We start from the raw sequence: 18,013 nt of genomic DNA on the forward strand, positions 1-18,013 counted from the left end.
ATGAATCAAGAGTTGTCATTGATATGGGAAAAGTGTCTCCAATTTATGAAGGACAATCTGAATGCAATGGAAGGGAAAGATCCTGAAAAATTAGCTAAAAACTTTAATCTACTTTTTGAAAAAGTAGAACCTATATCTTTGATAAACCATAACCTCACCCTACTCGTGCCAAGTGACTTCTATAAAGAATATATAGAGGATAATTACCTCTCACTACTCTCGGCGGCACTCCGAAAGCACATCGGGAAAGGGGTGAAACTTTGGTATTCGGTAATGGAGAATAAACCTTCGGGAAATAAAAAACCAGTAGTACAGAATATGAAAGGAAATTCTGTACAATCGCCCAAGGTACAACAGGCTTCTCCCAAGGTAAAAAATCCCGTAAATGCTTTTATAGCACCAGGAATAAAAAAGGTAAATATAGAATCTAACCTTATCCCGAGCCTTTCTTTCAGTAATTATGTAGAGGGCGAGAGTAATAAACTCGCAACCAATGTAGCGAAATCCATCTCCCACAGACCTGGCTCTACGGCTTTTAACCCAATGTTCATCTATGGAGGAGTAGGGGTAGGAAAAACTCACCTCGCCCACGCTATTGGCTTGGAGGTAAAGAGCCTTCATCCAGATAAAGTGGTGCATTATCTGTCTTGTGAGAAATTTACCCAGCAGTTCGTAAAAGCAGCAAAGGAGCAGAATAAGGCAGCTTTCCACAACTTCTTCCAGATGATTGACGTACTCATCATAGATGATATACAGTTCCTCTCTGGGAAAGAGGCTACACAGGAGAGTTTCTTCCATATTTTTGACTATCTGCATCAGAATGATAAGCAGATCATCCTCACCTCAGATAAAGCACCGGCAGATATACAGGACATACAGGAGCGCATCGTTTCCCGTTTTAAATGGGGGCTTTCTGCTGAAATTAAATCTCCAGACTTTGATACAAGGAGGAAAATCATTACCGAGAAGCTGAACAGAGACGGCATTGTCCTCACTGATGATATGGTGGATTTTCTGGCTGGTGAAGTCAATTCTAATGTGAGAGAGCTCATCGGAGTGATTAATTCAGTCATAGCACACTCCACCGTCTATAAATCTGACCTGAGCCTCGACCTGCTAAAAGAGACCATCAATAAAATAACGACCAATCAGAAGAAAATCGTCAATATCCCTTATATTCAGAATGTAGTCTGCGAATACTTCGGGCTCGATAGGGAAAAACTCATCTCAAAATCGAGAAAAAGAGAAATTGCCCTACCCCGTCAGCTGTCTATGTACTTCGCAAAGAAGTTAACCAATGCTACATTTAAAAGGATTGGCGACGAGACAGGTGGTAGAGACCATGCCACCGTGATGCACGCCTGCGAGACTATAAAAGACCTTGAAGAGATGGACAAGCAAGTAAAAAAGTATGTAAAAGAACTCTCTGCCAAAATTGGAAAATAATCAGAATTTAAAATATAAAAGCACCTAATAAGGTGCTTATTTTTTCTCGCCTTCTTCCCGATTAAGAGCGTATAAAATTATACACACAAATTTCCCAACTCATTAGGAGGAATGAAAAAATACAAATAAATTTTAGATTCTTTCTCACAGCTCATTACCATAAGCCTACAAAAGAGTAGCAGTATTAAAGGCTAAATTTCAGCCTTGAAAAAGCAGCGCCGCTCACGAGCGAGGATAGCGAATTTCCACGATTCTCCCCTGCTCCATCACGATAATTTTGTCCGCATTCTCTATCGTAGAGAGGCGGTGTGCAATGATGATTGCCGTACGGTTCTGCGTGATTTTCTCGGTTGCCCGCTGTATCAGCCGCTCACTTTCGGTGTCTATGGAGGAGGTTGCCTCGTCCAGAATCAGGATTTTCGGGTCAGAAAGGTATGCCCTCATAAAGGAAATGAGCTGGCGCTGCCCAAGCGAGAGGGACGAGCCGCGCTCGCTCACCACATAATCATACCCGCCAGGGAGCTGCTCTATAAAACTGTCTATCCCGATTTCTCTTGCCGCTTCTTTTATTTTTTCAAGGCTAATATCCTCATTCCCAAAACAAATATTCTCGAGAATACTGCCGTGAAACAGGAAAACATCTTGGAGAACCGCCCCGATATTCTGCCTCAAATGCTGGAGTTCGTAGCTTCTCACCTCAATATCATCGATGAGAATCTGACCTTTTTGTATTTCATAAAGTCTGGGAATCAGGCTGATGATGGTAGATTTGCCGGCACCCGTCTCACCGATAATCGCAACGGTCTCGCCTGGGCTCACGGTAAAATCAATGCCTTTGAGCACTTCCTGCTTGTCATCGTAGGAGAAATGCACGGACTTAAACTCTATCTTCCCATCAAAATTGTCCTTAACCACTGTGCCGAGGTTCTCTATCACCTCGTTTTCTTCCATTATTCCGAGCACTCGCTCTGCCCCTACGATGCCGCGCTGGATGTTATTAAACCTGTCGGCTATCTGCCTTAAAGGGCGGATGAGCATATTGATAAACTGGATGAAGGCGATGACCTCCCCTGCCGTTATCGTGATATAACCGCCATACACCAGCACAAAACCGATGAACAGGGACGAGATGAGCTCGACCGTTGGGAAAAATAACGAGAAGATGAAGACGGTGCGGAGGAGGGCAGCTTTGAGGCTCTGATTGATGGAATCAAACTTCTTAAACTCAGCTTCCTGCCTGCCAAAAACCTGGATGATGGGCATCCCTGCGAGCCTTTCCTGCACGAAGGAGTTCTGAGTGGCCGTCCACCCCCTTTCATCGCCAAAGGCTTTTTTTAATTTTTTCTGGAATAATCGGGTGATGAATACCATTAGAGGCAAGATAGCGAGCGAGATATAGCTGAGATGAGCATTTACGGCGAACATCATCACAAGCACGAAAATGATGCGGAGGATATCACCAAAAACCATTAGAAATCCGTCGGTATATACTGTGGATATGGTCTCTACATCGCCTACGGCACGGGTTACGAGCTGGCCGATTGGGGTTTTATCAAAGAAAGCTGTACGGAAATAGATGAGCTTCTTGAAGAGCCTTTCCCTGATATCTCGGATGACATTTTGGGAGATAAAGTTGGAGAAATAGACGAGGAAAAAGTTGAGCACCGTCTCCAAAAAGACCAAACCTACGAAGAGATAGATGTGGGTAAGCATAAGCTCCTTATCTTGTAGCTTGATGATGTCTTCATCTACAATTCTCATACTGAGATAAGGGCGGTAAGTGGATACGAGCGAGAGCGCAACAGATAGGGTGAGGGCTAAAATAAACCAAGCTCTGAGCTTCATTCCTATCCCAAACAGCTGCCTGATGATAGCCCAAGTGGAGGTTTTATGATTCTGCTGAGTGGTAGTGGTCTCGGTAAGCTCTTGGTTCATTTTCTTATTTTAGGGTTGCAAATCTACTGAAAAAAAGGCATAAAAAAAGCCCAGAGAACTGAGCTTTTCTATTGATAACAAAACAGTTTTACATTATTTAACTTGATCTACAACAGCTTTAAAAGCCTCAGGATGATTCATTGCGAGGTCTGCAAGAACCTTTCTATTGAGCTCGATGTTGTTCTTTTTAAGAGCTCCCATAAACTGAGAGTAGGAGATTCCGTGTGCTCTTGTACCTGCATTGATTCTTGCAATCCACAAGGCTCTGAAATTTCTTTTTTTCTCTTTTCTACCGCGGTAAGCATATTGCATTGCTTTTTCTACGGCGTTTTTAGCTACAGTCCAAACATTTTTTCTTCTACCGAAGAAACCTTTGGCTTGCTTCAAAACTTTTTTTCTGCGTGCTCTGGACGCTACAGCATTTACTGATCTTGGCATAATTTAATTGTTTTTTTGAAAAGGGCGGAACTGTGTTTTTTCATTCTCTTAGGGGCGCCTTTTCAGGGTTAAACTTTCTTTTGTTGAATTTTACACTTTAAAAAATTCTTATAAACCGAACCGATTTATAAAAACTACTTAATTGCTAATTGTCTTAAAACGCTCTTTGTATCCACAGAAGCGACATAAGAAGTTTGCGTAAGATTTCTCTTTTGCTTGGTTTCTTTTTTAGTCAAAATGTGGCTTTTGAAAGCATTTTTTCTTTTGATCTTTCCTGTTCCGGTAAGAGCAAAACGCTTCTTAGCACCTGATTTAGTTTTTAACTTTGGCATTTTTGTTTGCTTTTAATATTTGTTATCAATATTCTTTTTATGTCTGTTATAGCGATATACTTAAAAAAATAATAAGGAATGAAATGATTATCCTTTTTATTTTACTTTGTTTTCTTTGGGCTCATCATCATTATCATCCTCTTACCTTCGAGTTTAGGCATTTGGTCTACTTTCCCTACATTCTCTAAATCTTGAGCTAAACGAAGTAAGAGAATCTCCCCTTGGTCTTTGAAAATAATAGAACGCCCTTTAAAAAACACATAGGTTTTGAGCTTAGAACCCTCTTCAAGGAACTTTTCTGCGTGTTTTTTCTTAAACTCATAATCGTGGTCATCCGTCTGAGGCCCGAAACGAATTTCTTTTACAACAACCTTAACTTGCTTAGCTTTCAGCTCCTTTTGTTTTTTCTTTTGTTCATAAAGGAACTTCTTGTAATCCAAAACACGAGCTACGAAAGGCTCTGCTTTATCTGAAATTACAACCAAATCCAATTCCTGCTCTTGGGCTATCTGCCTTGCTTTCTCAATTGGATAAACTCCTGGCTCTACATTATCACCGACCAAACGAACTTCTTTCGCTTTAATCTTTTCGTTTATCTGGTGTAAATCTTCTTGCACGGGACGGCGCATCGGCCCTCTACCCCTGCCACTAAATTTCTGTGCTATTGTATTATAATTTTAAAGTTAATTCAAATCTTTTTCCCCGAACTCTATTCCTGTATCTACTTCTTTTTTAAAGTACTGAACAAAGTCATCGAGCTTCATTGAGCCTAAATCTCCTTCTCCTCTTCTTCTTACAGAAACGCTTCCTTCCTGCTCCTCCTTCTCACCTACAACAAGCATAAAAGGAATTTTTCTCAACTCTGCATCTCGGATTTTCTTGCCTGTTTTTTCGTTTCTTTCGTCTACGAGGCCGCTAATATCGTTAATTTCTAATAATTGAGAAACTTTTTTAGCATAATCTGCATATTTTTCACTAATTGGAAGCACAATATACTGCTCTGGGCTTAGCCAAAGAGGGAAATCTCCCGCTGTATTCTCTATAAGAATTGCAATAAACCTTTCCATAGAGCCAAACGGCGCTCGGTGTATCATAATCGGTCTATGCTTTTCATTATCACTACCTACATAAGTAAGGTCAAAACGCTCTGGGAGATTATAATCCACTTGAATAGTCCCAAGCTGCCAGCTTCTGCCTAAGGCATCTTTTACCATAAAGTCGAGTTTAGGACCATAGAAAGCAGCTTCGCCATATTCTACCACAGTTTTCAGGCCTTTATTAGCTGCTGCGGTAATAATTGCACTTTCAGCTTTTTCCCAATTCTCCTCAGAACCGATATATTTGTCTCGGTTCTCTTTATCCCTAAGTGAGATTTGAGCAGTAAAATCTGCAAAACCTAATGAGCTAAATACATAAAGTACCAAGTCTATCACTCCTTCAAACTCTTCTAATAGCTGGTCAGGAGTACAGAAAAGGTGAGCATCATCTTGGGTAAATCCTCTTACTCTTGTAAGCCCGTGGAGCTCCCCACTTTGCTCATAGCGATACACGGTTCCAAACTCTGCATAGCGCTTAGGCAAATCTTTGTACGACCACTGGCTTGTCTTATATATCTCACAATGGTGAGGGCAGTTCATCGGTTTTAGAAGGAACTCTTCTCCCTCGTGTGGAGTTTTAATAGACTGGAAGCTATCTGCTCCATATTTTTCATAATGCCCAGAGGTTTTATAGAGTTCTATATTCCCAATATGTGGAGTTATTACAAACTCATAACCTGCTTTTTTCTGTGCTGCAGAAAGGAAGTTTTCAAGTTTCTTTCTCAATGCTGTACCTTTTGGAAGCCAAAGAGGGAGCCCAGCTCCTACTCTTTCTGAGAAAGCAAAAATCCCGAGTTCCTTACCGAGTTTTCTGTGGTCTCTTCGTTTTGCTTCTTCTAATCTCTCAAGATATTCTGTAAGTTCCTTTTGTTTAGGAAAAGAAATACCATAGACCCTTGTCAGTTGCGGATTATTTTCATTTCCTCGCCAGTAAGCACCTGCTGCATTAAGTATTTTAACTGCTTTTACAATTCCCGTAGATGGGATATGCCCACCGCGACAAAGATCCGTAAAATTATCGTGGGTGCAGAAAGTAATCTCCCCATCATTCAGATTCTGTATAAGCTCTGTTTTATAAGGATTATCCGCATATTCTTTAAGTGCATCTGCCTTTGAAACCGAATAGAGATTGAAAGTAGAATTCTTTTTAGCATTTTCAATCATCTTTTTTTCAATCTTCTCAAAGTCTTTCTCAGAGAGGGTCTCATCACCGAAATCTACATCATAATAGAAACCACTGTCAATAGCTGGTCCTATGGTAAGTTTAGCTTTGGGATAAAACGCTAAGATTGCCTGTGCCAAAAGGTGTGCAGAAGAGTGCCAAAATGCCTTTTTACCGAGGTCATCATTCCAAGTAAGAAGCTGTACGGTAGCATCTTCAGTAATAGGGGTAGTTACCTCCACTTGCTTGCCATCTACGAGAGCAGAGATGGTATTTCTTGCAAGCCCCTCGCTTATAGATTGCGCTACTTCTAAAGGTGTTACAGTTTCTTTAAATTCTCGGATACTTCCATCTGGAAGGCTAATATTCGGCATTGTCTCTTTTTATTTTGAGGTGCAAAAATACAATTTTAGTTTAAAAGCAAAAAAAACTTTTAGTTGGTATCCACACATATCACCTTGTATCTATCATCATACTCCTCAAGTGCTCTCCATATTTTCATTGCCTGTTCTTCATAGCCCGCCTGCAAAAAATGAACTTTATCTGCACTTGCTTTCTTTTGGCTTAATGCTTTAGTAAAGTAACCTCTGCCCCCTGTTGCCTTATACATATTGAGGAATGCTGTATTATATTTTATACTGGCTTCGCTAATCCAATCTACCACTTCAGCGGTTTTCTTGGGATTTAAATTATTATCGGTAGGGCTAATGAGCAAGATTGAGAGGTTTTTATTTTCCTCTCTAAGTGCTGAAATGAGATTCCCCACATTCTTTATAAAATCTTCCTTTGTAATACTGCTAATTCCTTCATTCGTCCCTAAGGAAATCATTACCAAATCTGGCATTGTAGATTTGAGCTGCTTCAATTGAAGCGGATATTTCAAAAAATCGGCATAAGTAGCGCCATTTACCCCTACTGTATTAAAGACTACTCCAGATTTTGCCGTGCTTTTGAGGAGCTGAAAACCATACAGGATATTTCCTTTACTGCCATTGAGCCTTAGAAGCAGGTGCTGGGTAGGTTTTGGATAGCGAAAACTCGTTTCAATTCCTGTAAAATGATGACTGGCAATCTTCCTAAGCCCCTCTTCAAAATTTGTATTATACACAGGCGTTGCTCTCTCGGCTTTGATGAGCATTCCTGCCTTTGGGTTTTTCACTTTATCACCATTGAGCTGAGCCAGTCGAGTGGTTACCACATTAAATTTCGCTGCGAGTTCGGGATAGGTCTCCCCTTCTTGAACCGTATAATTGAGCAAAATTTTCTCAATTTTAACAAAATTTCTCAGCCTCTTTTCGGTTTCATAAACACTAAATGCCTCTCCGTTTAGAGACGCATCATTATAGATTCTCACCTCATCAAAGGCGTCTTCTGGGTCTTTAAAATCCATTTCTATCAACGAATCTGCATTATTTCCCATCACAAAGCCCAGAGCACCTACTTGAGGGAATACATCTTGCTCATAAACCGTACGGAAAGTCTGCCACGCTTGGTTTGAACTCGCTACAAAATCCAATGAACCATTAGAATTTGCCAGCTGATAAGGAAAAACCACTCCCCTACCTGCATTGCCATACGCCTGCTGAAACTTTCGCCTCAAAACCTGAGAGATATAGCCTGACTGTATATGAGAATCACCCAAAAAGAGCACTCTGCTCACCGATTTTCTTGCATTGAGCTTATCCCAAAATGGTTGCAGATTCGCTGTATTTTCAAGTGTTTGGGCAGTAAAACTCCCCCATATCATTACAAAAGCAAACCAACTAATTTTCTTCATCGCTTTTAAATTTTTACTCGGCGAAGATACAAATTCAGAGGCTTTGTACCTTTTTAGGTATCTTTGCAACCTTAATTTTCATTAATGGCATATAGTATTTTCAAGGCATTGCACATTATCTTTATGGTGAGCTATTTCGCAGGGATTTTCTATCTCGTTCGGCTTTTCGTTTATTATAAAGATACTGACGGCTTTCCGCAGGAGAAGAAAACCATCCTCCGCGAGCAATATATCTATATGCTTCGCCGTTTGTGGAACATCATCCTCGCCCCTGCTGGCGTACTGATGCTCGTCTTTGGACTAATACTGATAATGCTAAACCCTACACTGATGAAAATGCCCTGGTTCCACCTGAAACTAACGGGACTGATTGCCCTCGCTGGCTATCACTACTGGGCGTGGAGAAAGGTTTTAGAACTGAAAAACCTTCAGGGGGAAAGCCTGCAAACACCGAATATCAAGCTGAGGCAATACAATGAAATCGCCACCTTTATACTCTTTCTAATTGTCTTCACTGTGATATTAAAGCAACAGGTAATTGACTATGGATGGCAGTTGTTGCTCGGGTTTTTCGCTTTAGTTTTTGTGATAATGATGATTGTAAAACAGGTTAATCGTAAGAAAAAGAATTAAAAATATGCTGAGTATTTATAAGAAAGAGCTGTTTGAGAGCTTTGGGAACTTTACTGCTTTTATTATCATTGGAGTTTTTGGGATATTAGGAGCGCTATTTCTCTTTTTCTTTGAGAATGATTCTAATATTTTTGATATAGGTACGGCTTCCTTGCAGGCTTATTTTGTGCTTGCGCCGTGGCTATTGCTATTCACCATCCCCGCTCTGTCTATGAAAACCATAGCCGAAGAGCAGCAGCAAGGCACCTTAATCTGGCTCTTTGCACAGCCTGTATCGGTTAGGGACATTGTGCTCGGGAAATTCCTCTCAGTTTGGACTGTTGGGATAATGTGCCTGCTCCCCTCTCTCGTCTATCTCTACACCATATATGTACTCGGCGTGCCTGAGGGCAACTTAGATGCTGGGGCTACCTTAGGGAGCTATCTCGGGCTCATTATGCTGATAGGGGCTTTCTCCGCCGTAGGGCTTTTGGCTTCATCTATCGCGAGGAACCAGATAATGGCTTACCTGCTCGGGGTATTTATGTGCTTCTTCATCTTCTTCGGAGTAGAGCAGCTGGCGAGCTACCGCCTACTCGGAAATGTGGATTACTTCCTGCAAAGTTTAGGGTTCTACAAGCATTACATCGCCTTTACTCGTGGGCTTATAGACAGCAGAGATATCTTCTACTTCCTCTTCATTATCTCACTGATGATAGGTGCATCCGTATTATTAGTAGAAAAAAAGAAATAATGCCTCAAGTTTTAATCATTAATACTTATTCAAATGCTTAGAAAAAACATCGTATTCTTTATATTTCTCATCCTGATTTTTCTTGGGGCTATCGGTATTTTTCAGTTTAGGATAGACCTTACCCAAGAGAAAAGATACACCCTTTCTCCCTCCACCGTAAAGGTTTTAAAAAGCATTAAAAAACCATTGAAAGTGGATGTATATTTAGAGGGAAACTTTCCCGCTTCCTTTAAACAGCTGCAGAGCGAAACCCGCTTTATGCTGGAAGAATTCCGAAGAATAAATCCGAATATAGATTTTGAGTTTATAGACCCATTAGAGAAGAAAATGTCTCAGGAAACTCTGATGGCAATGGGTATGCAGCCCTCCATCTTGCCGAGCTCTAAGGACGGTAAAGTCTCCGAAATCGTTATCTTCCCCTATGCCGTAGCGAAGTACAAAAGCGCAGGCGCTACCATCCCCCTCATCGTACAGCAGACGGGGATTTCCGCTGATGACCAGCTCAACCGCTCCATTGAGAACCTCGAGTACAACCTCATCTCCACAATGAAGAACATTAGCCAAGAGAAAAGGAAAAATATCGGTATACTCGTTAATCAAGACGAGCTAAGCCCAAAGGAATTTCAAGGATTTATGGATATGGCGCTCGAGAATTATAACGCTGGCCCCATCATCCCCAAGAATCAAAAAGAACTCACCTTAGACGACCTCCCTACGCTCAAAAAAGTAGAGGCATTAGTCATTGCAAAACCTCGAAAACCCTTTACCGATGGCGAGAAAGTTATCCTCGACCAATACATTATGAACGGCGGGAAAACCCTCTGGATGATAGACGCTGTGAATGCCGAGATGGACACCCTCTTCCAATCCAAAGAGATAATGGCATACCCGATAGACCTTAATATGACCGACTTTTTCTTTAACTACGGGGTGCGCATCAACTCCGCTTTGGTAAAAGACTTAAAAAAATCCGCACTGCTAAGGCTACAAACGGGGCAGATCGCTGGCAACCCACAATACTCCTCCTTCCTCTGGCCGTATTTCCCTCTCGGAATAGCGGAAGGGAGCAGCGCCATTACCCGAAACATCAACCCCGTGAAATTCGAGCTCCCCACAGCCATAGACACCCTCCAAAGAGCAGGAATAAAAAAAGAAATCCTCTTTGAATCCAGCGACAGAACCCTCCTCAAAACCGTTCCCAACCTTATCTCGCTCAATGAAATCATCCGCACCGACTCCCTCGGACAGATGGAGCGCCCCACCCCACCGAAAATCTTCGCCGTTTCATTAAAAGGGAAATTCCCCTCCGCCTACGCTACCCGAAGCGAGCGAAAATCTTTCCCCAACTTCAAAGCCTCTACAAGCTCAGAAAATAAAATGATTCTAATCTCCGACGGAGATGTAGGGCGAAATAAAGTGATAAAAGACCAACCAATGCCACTCGGCTACGATATAATGAATGACCAGTACTACGGCAACGAACAGTTCCTGAGAAATGCCCTTGACTACCTCCTTGACGATAGCAACCTCATCGCCCTTCGGAACAGGAATATCGAAGCCCGACTGCTCGACAGACAGCGCATCTACGATGAAAAAACCTACTGGCAATGGCTCAACCTCCTCCTCCCTATACTACTGCTGGGTCTGATTACCCTAATCTACCACTACCGTCGAGGATAATCAATCTCTTTTCCCCTCAAAAGAGGAATAAGCCCTACCTTAGTTTCCTATTCTGTATTTAAAAGATGAGAGTAAATAGAATAGTTCTCAGAATCATAGCAGACGAAGAAAATTTCTTTCAGACTATTATTGGGCTCTAAAAATCATTTACTGCTTTAATGGCTATCCTTGCTGCCTGCTCTTTTGGGAATTTATAAACTCCTGTACTGATATTTGGGAAAGCAATTGTTCTAACATCATTCTCTATAGCGAGATTCAGACAATTTAAATACGCAGAATACAGCAATTGTGCCTCATTATCCTTTCCATTATTCCAAACAGATCCTACGGTATGAATCACAAATTTTGCAGGAAGCTTTCCAGAGATTGTTATCACTGCTTCTCCTACTTTACAGCCTCCTTGCCTATTGCGGATTTTTTTTACATTCCTCAAGGATTTCCTGCCCTCCTGCTTTGTGGATAGCTCCATCTACTCCCCCTCCCCCAATTAGAGAGATATTGGCAGCATTTACAATAGCATCTACCTCTATTTTAGTAATATCTCCTTGAATAATACGAACCATATCCTTAAATTGCTATTTCTTGAAATTCTTAATTAATAATTGGATAAAAATATTTAATCTACCCAAAGATAGGTAAAATATGATTGGAAACAGCCCCTATTCTTTGTCAATCTTATGGAAGTTGGTATTTTTGTTCGATTTTTAAATGCTTCACCAAATGGAAACGAAGAAATCTACTGGCTTTATACTGGCATTGGTCTTCACTTTTGTGGTCTCTACTGTGGTTTTTAACCTCGATGGGGTAGAGTTTGTCCAGCGTAGGGAGGTCAATATCCCGAGCGGGTATTTCTACCTTATTTTTGCAGTGGATATTCTTTGGGTAGTCTCGCTGGTGCTTATTTATCTGTACCGAAAGCTGGGCGTTTTTCTTTTTCCATTAGCGGTGGCTGTGCATTTTTTGCTCAACAGCTATTTTTTATCCTCGTTTTTATATTTTGATGTCTTTATCCTCTTCCTCTACTTTTCGTTAGTGCTCTTGGTAACGGTGCCGAGGTGGCAGGCTTTTAAGTAGGCGGGGAGAGATTGGGGCGCAGAAATTTTCTATGAGATGTATTACAAGACAGAGTTACAGAAATTTGCTACGGGGCAGTATGTGTATGCTGGGGTGAGGATTACGCTTGCGTGTGTAGTCCCAGCGATCGTCCTTGCCTACTTCGGTGTACTGAAAGAGTATTTCCTCTTCCCATTGGCAACGAGCTTTGTGGGGCTTACGGACTTGCCCGGACCTTTCATTAGGAGGAGAAATTCGCAGCTCTTCGCAGTGGTAAGTTTTTTCTTTGTCGCCTTACTCTCGGGTTTGGTAAAGGAGATAGTGCCGCTGGTCTTCCTGCTTATTTTTGTATTGGGGATGTTCTTCACCTTGATTGGCGTGTATGGTCAGCGGCTGATGTCGGTAGGCTCCATCGCCCTCATCGTAATGGCGATATTTATAGACCCGCACTTGGCACAAGGACCATTGTGGAAGAACCTTCTCATCTTCCTTGCAGGCTCGCTTTGGTTTGTTTTCATCTTTTTGGTGGTGTCTAAAATTCAGCCCTACAAGCTCGCCTCTCAGATGATTGGTGAGAATTATATAGAGCTTGCGAATTTCCTTAGCATCCGAGCGAGATTATACCTCCCAAATCCTAATTTTTCCAAGATTAATGGGCTGCTCATCAATAAGCAGATACAGATTAAGGAGCTGCAGGAAGGCACTCGCGAGACGGTTTTTAAAACCCGAACGCTGGTGAATGAATCTACCACCACGAGCCGCCTCTTGATGTTGATGCTCCTCAATTCTTTCGAGCTTCACGAGAAGCTAATGACTTCCGAGAGCGATTATGAAACGATGCAGAAGGATTTTGGGGAGACGGGCTTTCTCCCAAAGATACACGACTTCCTCCTCCTCCTCTGCCAAGAGATGACCAATATCGGCATCGCGCTCCAAGGGGGGAATAAGGTGAGCCTCCTCCACAACTTGGATGAAAAACACGCCGAGCTCTATAAAGAATACTTCGCAATGCGAGAGCGCGAACTAAAAGCCGGGAGCCACAAAAACTTCATCGTACTGAGGCATATTCTCATCAGAGTAAATGATATAACCAAGGATATAAAAGGGATTTATAACTTCTTCTACCAAGACGAGAAGCTCGCGAAGAGCCTTTCTTCCGGCTTAGATTATGGGAAATTTATCCCAAAGGAAGAAAAGCTCAGCTACAGAGTGCTCAAAAATAATATATCAATAGATTCGCAACACTTTCGCCACGCAATCAGGCTTACCTTAGCCCTGCTGATAGGCTATGCTTTCTCGTTTGTAGATGTGCTTAGCCTTGGGCATTCGTACTGGATACTCATCACCATTCTGGCGATTCTGAAACCTTCATTCTCTATCACCAAAAGCAGGAACCTCCTGAGGTTATACGGGACTATTGCGGGTGGCGTGTTCTCCTACGGCTTATTGTACTTTGTAGATGACCATAATGTGCTTTTAGCGTGGCTGCTTTCCAGTATGATTATCTGCTTTACCTTCCTTAGGAGCAAGTATTTTACGGCGGTTTTCTTTATGACTGTCTATATCTTCCTCACCTTTAATTTCGTGAACCCCGGCAATGTAGATGTCATCTTTAAGGACAGGCTGTTTGATACCTTTATAGGGGGCGTTATCTCATTTCTCGTCTCCTACCTCGTGCTGCCCGTTTGGGAGCATACCCAGAATGCAGACCTGATGAAGAAATCCGTGCGCTACAATAAAAACTACTTTGATGTAGTGATGAGCGCGCTGGAAACCCTCGTATTTGATGATGAAAGATTCAGGCTGGAGAGGAAAGACGCGATGATAGCCCTTGCCAATCTCTCTGCCAACTTCCAGCGAATGCTCTCGGACCCGAAAAACCAACAGAGCAAGATGGAAGCCCTCCACCAATTTGTAACTACCTCGCACCTGAGTACCGCATACATCGCCTCCTTGTCTCAATATGCAAAGATGAATAAAGATGTTACCGAAGAAATAGACATCACCAACTGGAAACTCAAAATAGAACTCGAGTTTCAGAAGGTTTTATCCTTCTTCGGAGAGGCAGAATACCCCGAGCAAGGGAAAATAAAGCCTAAGGATAAGCTCACCCCCCTCCTCGCAGAGCAGAGAGCGAGGGAAATAGCTCCCGATGAGGCAGAGGCACAAGAAATACACCTCGCCGAAGTAGAGAATGTGCAGAACCTCCTCAGCCTCATCTACGATGTAGTGAAGGAGCAGCGCAGGGTGGTAGAAAAAAACTATAAAGAACAGGTTTAAGCTATGGGATTTCTCAGTTTGGAAAATGCAGAAGTAGGCTATGGGCAGCCACTCATTAGGAACATCAATGCCGACTTAGAGCTTGGCGAGGTCTGCCTGATGATGGGGAATAACGGCACGGGGAAAACCACCCTCATCAAGACGATTCTAAGCCAGCTCCCCCTCCTTAGCGGAAAAATCTCAATTGATAGCAGAGATGCCTCCGAGCTTTCAGCACAGGAAGTAGCGGAATACATCGCAGTGGTCTTTTCCAAGTACGAAATCCCTGCATTTTACACCACTACCGACCTTATTGCGCTCGGCAAGTTCATCCATTATCCCTACTACATCAGGCTGAGCGAGGAGGACAGGGCGGAGGTCTCAAAAACCATCCACCTGCTCGGTTTGGATGAGTATAAGTACTGCCCGCTGCAAAACCTCTCGGATGGCAATCTACAAAAAGCGTTTATCGGCAGGGCAATCGTGCAAAACTCCCCCGTCATCCTCTTAGACGAGCCCACCACTCACCTTGACGAGCAGAATAAAATCGCCCTCCTCAAGCTCCTAAGGAGGCTCGCAAAGGAATATCACAAGCTCATCCTCTTTTCGTCTCACGACTGGCGGATCGCGAAGTTCTTCACCGATAAAATTTGGTACATCACCGACCAATCTCTCCAGTCAGGCAGTCCAGAAGAGCTCATCGGTACGGTAATTTTAGAATCCAATTTTGATGATTTGATAAATGGAGGGGTGTTTTAATGAAATTATAGTCAGAATTTGACTAATGAATATTAAATTTAAGGAGATTCATTCAGAGCTTCATCAAAAAAAATCGCTTTAAACCAGAATTTGAGGTGATTCTTGCGTATAGTCTATTGCTTACGGCTTGCAGCCTGATTTTTTCTTTGGAACGGGGTCATAGCCACTGCCTCCCCAAGGGTGGCACCTCAGGATTCTATTAATCCCGAGAGAAAGCCCACGGAAGAGCCCGTGCGTACGAAGCGCCTCCGCCATATAGTGCGAGCAGGTGGGCTGATAACGGCAGTTACGCCCCAGAAGAGGAGAAATCCCCCACTGATATACCTTAATCAGCAAGAGAAAAGGAAAGAGAATGATATGATTTAAAACCTTTTTCATAGCCGCGCAAAGGTAATTAATTTAATGACATATTGGTGCAAATGCTTTACTTTTGCAGTCATTAAACCGACGAAATGAATACCCCATTAGCTGAGATTTTACGCCCCAAAAACCTCGATGATGTACTCGGACAAGAGCATCTGACAGGAGAAAACGCACCCATCCGAAAGATGATTGAGAACAATACACTGAACTCGCTTATCTTTTGGGGACCTCCCGGTACGGGGAAGACTACGCTGTCTGAAATTATCGCTGAAAAATCTGGGCGGAAGTTTTTTAACCTCTCGGCGGTATCCAGTGGTGTGAAGGAAGTAAGGGAAGTCATAGAGCAAGCAAAAAAACAGAACCTCTTTTCTGGGAAATCGCCTATTTTATTCATAGACGAGATACACAGATTTAATAAATCTCAGCAAGATTCCCTGCTCCACGCTGTGGAAAAGGGGTGGCTCATTCTCATTGGTGCCACCACTGAAAACCCGAGCTTTGAAGTGGTCTCTGCACTGCTCTCCCGCTCTCAGGTTTATATCCTAAAAGCCCTGAGCTATGAGAAACTTGAAGAAGTGGCAGGTATTGCTTTATCAAAATTCAATGAAATCAACCAAACGGACTTTAATCTCGTAGATAAACAGCCGTTTATTCAGTATTCTGGGGGAGATGCGCGCAAGCTTATCAATTCTATTGAATTGGTTTTAAATCAGTACAAAAACAGCCACAAACGGGAGATTAAAACTGAGGATATTTTGAGCGTACTCCAAGAAACAATGGCGGTTTATGATAAAAATGGTGAGCAGCACTATGATATTATCTCTGCTTTTATAAAGTCTATACGAGGGAGCGACCCAAATGCAGCGGTGTATTGGCTCGCGAGAATGCTGAACGGTGGAGAAGACATTAAGTTTATCGCAAGGCGAATGCTGATTCTCGCATCTGAGGATATAGGGCTGGCAAATCCTAATGCGCTGATAATAGCAAACAACTGTTTCCAGGCGATAAATGTTATTGGCAACCCCGAAGCGCGGATTATTTTGAGTGAAACAGCGGTGTATTTGGCAGTTTCACCTAAGAGCAACTCTACCTATAAGGCGATCAACGAAGCCCTTGCCTTTGTGAAGAAAACAGGAGACCTCCCCGTACCCCTACACCTGAGAAACGCACCAACCAAACTGATGAAAGACCTAAACTATGGCAAGGATTATAAATATGCACATAGCTATGACGGTAACTTTACCGAGCAGGAGTTCCTCCCCGAAGAGATTTCTGGAACTCGGTTCTACGAGCCAGGGAATAACTCTACCGAGAAGAAAATAAAAGATGAACTCACCAAAAAATGGAAAGATAAGTACTAAAAAAAGCTATCGGCTTCCTAATAGGAAGCCGATAGCGAGTTTCAAAACAATCTAAAAATATGAAATATCAAACTTACTCCTTAACGATTTTCTGAGAAACAGATTTACCATTTACTACTCCTGCTACAATATAAACACCTTTTGGTAGAGAAGATAGATTAAGCGCACCGTCCTTAGCTACTTTTGCTGTTTTTACCAATTGACCAGCAGTATTAAAGATTTTCACCTCTGAATCTGTAGAGAAGAATAGGTTATCTCTTACGATTGTGTTCTTAATAAAATCAACTTTTGCATAGCTATGCTCTGCTGTACTAAGCTCAGTACTATGGAGGACGAAGTTGTCTAAGTCTAAATCAAAAGTACCTGCCTTACCTAATTTAACAATAAAGAACTGAGTCCCTTCTGCCGTATTCAAATCAGTAATACCAGAGAGATTAAGTTTAACTTTCACCCATTTTCCTTGGGTATCAATCGTACCTGTATATCCATTTTTTGAAGATGCTTCAATTTCCACTTCATCTTTAGAACCATCTATTAAACTTTCAAGATTGAAGATAGAATTACCACCACCATGATGTACCATTATGGACAAAGACTTATTTGAAGTACCTTTTATTTGAAAACTAATCGCTTCTCCCTTAGTAGGAAGCCCTTTCGGTGCATTCGCAGTAAATACATAATCATTTTTCTTACCATCAGAGTTATTAATATGTAGGGAAGCAGAACCATCTACACCTCTACCTACTCCTTGCTCAGCATGTTTTACACCATACTTGTTAAGCCCTCCTATAAAAGCAGACCAGTCTTCGAAATCTGCTCCTGCAAATGCTGGCATTTGTTGAGCACTCATCATTGCACCAATAGCAAACACTGACAAAATTGAATAAAACTTTTTCATAGTCTTTAAAATTTTAAATAGTTAATAATTAATAATCTTTTTCGTGCCACTAAGATAAGCCTATTTATAGTAACAAAACAAGTTTTA

The 18,013-nt window shown here is 42.0% G+C and carries 18 protein-coding genes; 8 read left to right on the top strand and 10 right to left on the bottom strand.

What is annotated here, in order from left to right:
- Entirely contained in the window at positions 1–1,446 is a 1,446-nt protein-coding gene (dnaA, locus tag DBX24_RS00005; protein ID WP_120488917.1) for a chromosomal replication initiator protein DnaA, read from the top strand.
- A gap of 222 nt (positions 1,447–1,668) precedes the next feature.
- On the opposite strand, the gene DBX24_RS00010 is transcribed toward dnaA, so the two are convergent.
- From DBX24_RS00010 to DBX24_RS00035, 6 genes are all read right to left on the bottom strand, one after another.
- Positions 1,669–3,291 carry an ABC transporter ATP-binding protein gene (locus DBX24_RS00010; protein WP_374210831.1) on the bottom strand — a complete coding sequence of 541 codons (1,623 nt, stop codon included), beginning with the start codon at positions 3,289–3,291 and terminating at the stop codon, positions 1,669–1,671.
- A gap of 183 nt (positions 3,292–3,474) precedes the next feature.
- Positions 3,475–3,819, bottom strand: a complete 345-nt coding sequence (gene rplT / locus DBX24_RS00015; RefSeq protein ID WP_120488915.1) for a 50S ribosomal protein L20 — start codon at positions 3,817–3,819, stop codon at positions 3,475–3,477.
- 134 nt (positions 3,820–3,953) lie between these two features.
- Positions 3,954–4,151, bottom strand: a complete 198-nt coding sequence (rpmI, locus tag DBX24_RS00020) for a 50S ribosomal protein L35 (protein WP_120488914.1) — start codon at positions 4,149–4,151, stop codon at positions 3,954–3,956.
- Positions 4,152–4,252: 101 nt separating this feature from the next.
- Complete coding sequence (gene infC / locus DBX24_RS00025) at positions 4,253–4,780, bottom strand: translation initiation factor IF-3 (RefSeq protein ID WP_160223570.1); 528 nt, start codon at positions 4,778–4,780, stop codon at positions 4,253–4,255.
- Between the two features lie 54 nt (positions 4,781–4,834).
- Positions 4,835–6,784: a threonine--tRNA ligase gene (gene thrS / locus DBX24_RS00030; protein ID WP_160223571.1), complete on the bottom strand. Its 1,950-nt coding sequence runs from the start codon at positions 6,782–6,784 to the stop codon at positions 4,835–4,837.
- Between the two features lie 59 nt (positions 6,785–6,843).
- Positions 6,844–8,187: a GDSL-type esterase/lipase family protein gene (locus DBX24_RS00035; protein ID WP_160223572.1), complete on the bottom strand. Its 1,344-nt coding sequence runs from the start codon at positions 8,185–8,187 to the stop codon at positions 6,844–6,846.
- Between the two features lie 84 nt (positions 8,188–8,271).
- Here DBX24_RS00035 and DBX24_RS00040 point away from each other — a divergent pair, with 84 nt between their 5' ends.
- From DBX24_RS00040 to gldG, 3 genes are read left to right on the top strand one after another with little or no spacing between them, the layout of a single operon-like run.
- Positions 8,272–8,820, top strand: a complete 549-nt coding sequence (locus tag DBX24_RS00040) for a CopD family protein (RefSeq protein ID WP_160223573.1) — start codon at positions 8,272–8,274, stop codon at positions 8,818–8,820.
- Between the two features lie 4 nt (positions 8,821–8,824).
- Complete coding sequence (locus DBX24_RS00045; RefSeq protein ID WP_120488909.1) at positions 8,825–9,553, top strand: ABC transporter permease subunit; 729 nt, start codon at positions 8,825–8,827, stop codon at positions 9,551–9,553.
- A gap of 33 nt (positions 9,554–9,586) precedes the next feature.
- Entirely contained in the window at positions 9,587–11,233 is a 1,647-nt protein-coding gene (gene gldG, locus DBX24_RS00050) for a gliding motility-associated ABC transporter substrate-binding protein GldG (RefSeq protein WP_160223574.1), read from the top strand.
- 136 nt (positions 11,234–11,369) lie between these two features.
- Here gldG and DBX24_RS09490 read toward each other — a convergent pair whose 3' ends face one another.
- Both DBX24_RS09490 and DBX24_RS09495 read right to left on the bottom strand, forming a co-directional pair.
- Positions 11,370–11,609 (bottom strand): macro domain-containing protein, encoded by a 240-nt coding sequence (locus DBX24_RS09490; RefSeq protein WP_374210811.1) that lies wholly within the window; start codon positions 11,607–11,609, stop codon positions 11,370–11,372.
- Between the two features lie 28 nt (positions 11,610–11,637).
- Positions 11,638–11,796, bottom strand: coding sequence for a macro domain-containing protein (locus tag DBX24_RS09495; RefSeq protein WP_309568992.1), 159 nt, complete (start codon positions 11,794–11,796; stop codon positions 11,638–11,640).
- A 157-nt stretch (positions 11,797–11,953) separates the two neighbouring features.
- Here DBX24_RS09495 and DBX24_RS00060 point away from each other — a divergent pair, with 157 nt between their 5' ends.
- Genes DBX24_RS00060 through DBX24_RS00070 form a run of 3 tightly spaced genes read left to right on the top strand, consistent with a single transcriptional unit; the run spans position 11,954 to position 15,304 of the window.
- Positions 11,954–12,307: a hypothetical protein gene (locus DBX24_RS00060; RefSeq protein WP_120488907.1), complete on the top strand. Its 354-nt coding sequence runs from the start codon at positions 11,954–11,956 to the stop codon at positions 12,305–12,307.
- A 36-nt stretch (positions 12,308–12,343) separates the two neighbouring features.
- Positions 12,344–14,566 (top strand): FUSC family protein, encoded by a 2,223-nt coding sequence (locus DBX24_RS00065; protein WP_160223575.1) that lies wholly within the window; start codon positions 12,344–12,346, stop codon positions 14,564–14,566.
- A 3-nt stretch (positions 14,567–14,569) separates the two neighbouring features.
- Positions 14,570–15,304: an ABC transporter ATP-binding protein gene (locus tag DBX24_RS00070; protein ID WP_160223576.1), complete on the top strand. Its 735-nt coding sequence runs from the start codon at positions 14,570–14,572 to the stop codon at positions 15,302–15,304.
- Positions 15,305–15,424: 120 nt separating this feature from the next.
- Here DBX24_RS00070 and yidD read toward each other — a convergent pair whose 3' ends face one another.
- Complete coding sequence (gene yidD / locus DBX24_RS00075; protein WP_160223577.1) at positions 15,425–15,682, bottom strand: membrane protein insertion efficiency factor YidD; 258 nt, start codon at positions 15,680–15,682, stop codon at positions 15,425–15,427.
- A gap of 74 nt (positions 15,683–15,756) precedes the next feature.
- Between yidD and DBX24_RS00080 the strand changes: the two genes are divergently transcribed.
- Entirely contained in the window at positions 15,757–17,028 is a 1,272-nt protein-coding gene (locus DBX24_RS00080) for a replication-associated recombination protein A (RefSeq protein ID WP_160223578.1), read from the top strand.
- Positions 17,029–17,101: 73 nt separating this feature from the next.
- Here DBX24_RS00080 and DBX24_RS00085 read toward each other — a convergent pair whose 3' ends face one another.
- Positions 17,102–17,926: a T9SS type A sorting domain-containing protein gene (locus tag DBX24_RS00085; protein ID WP_160223579.1), complete on the bottom strand. Its 825-nt coding sequence runs from the start codon at positions 17,924–17,926 to the stop codon at positions 17,102–17,104.
- Positions 17,927–18,013: the final 87 nt, after the last annotated feature.

Source organism: Bergeyella cardium, from assembly GCF_009914665.1.
In the GTDB taxonomy this organism is placed as follows: Bacteria; Bacteroidota; Bacteroidia; order Flavobacteriales; family Weeksellaceae; genus Bergeyella_A; species Bergeyella_A cardium.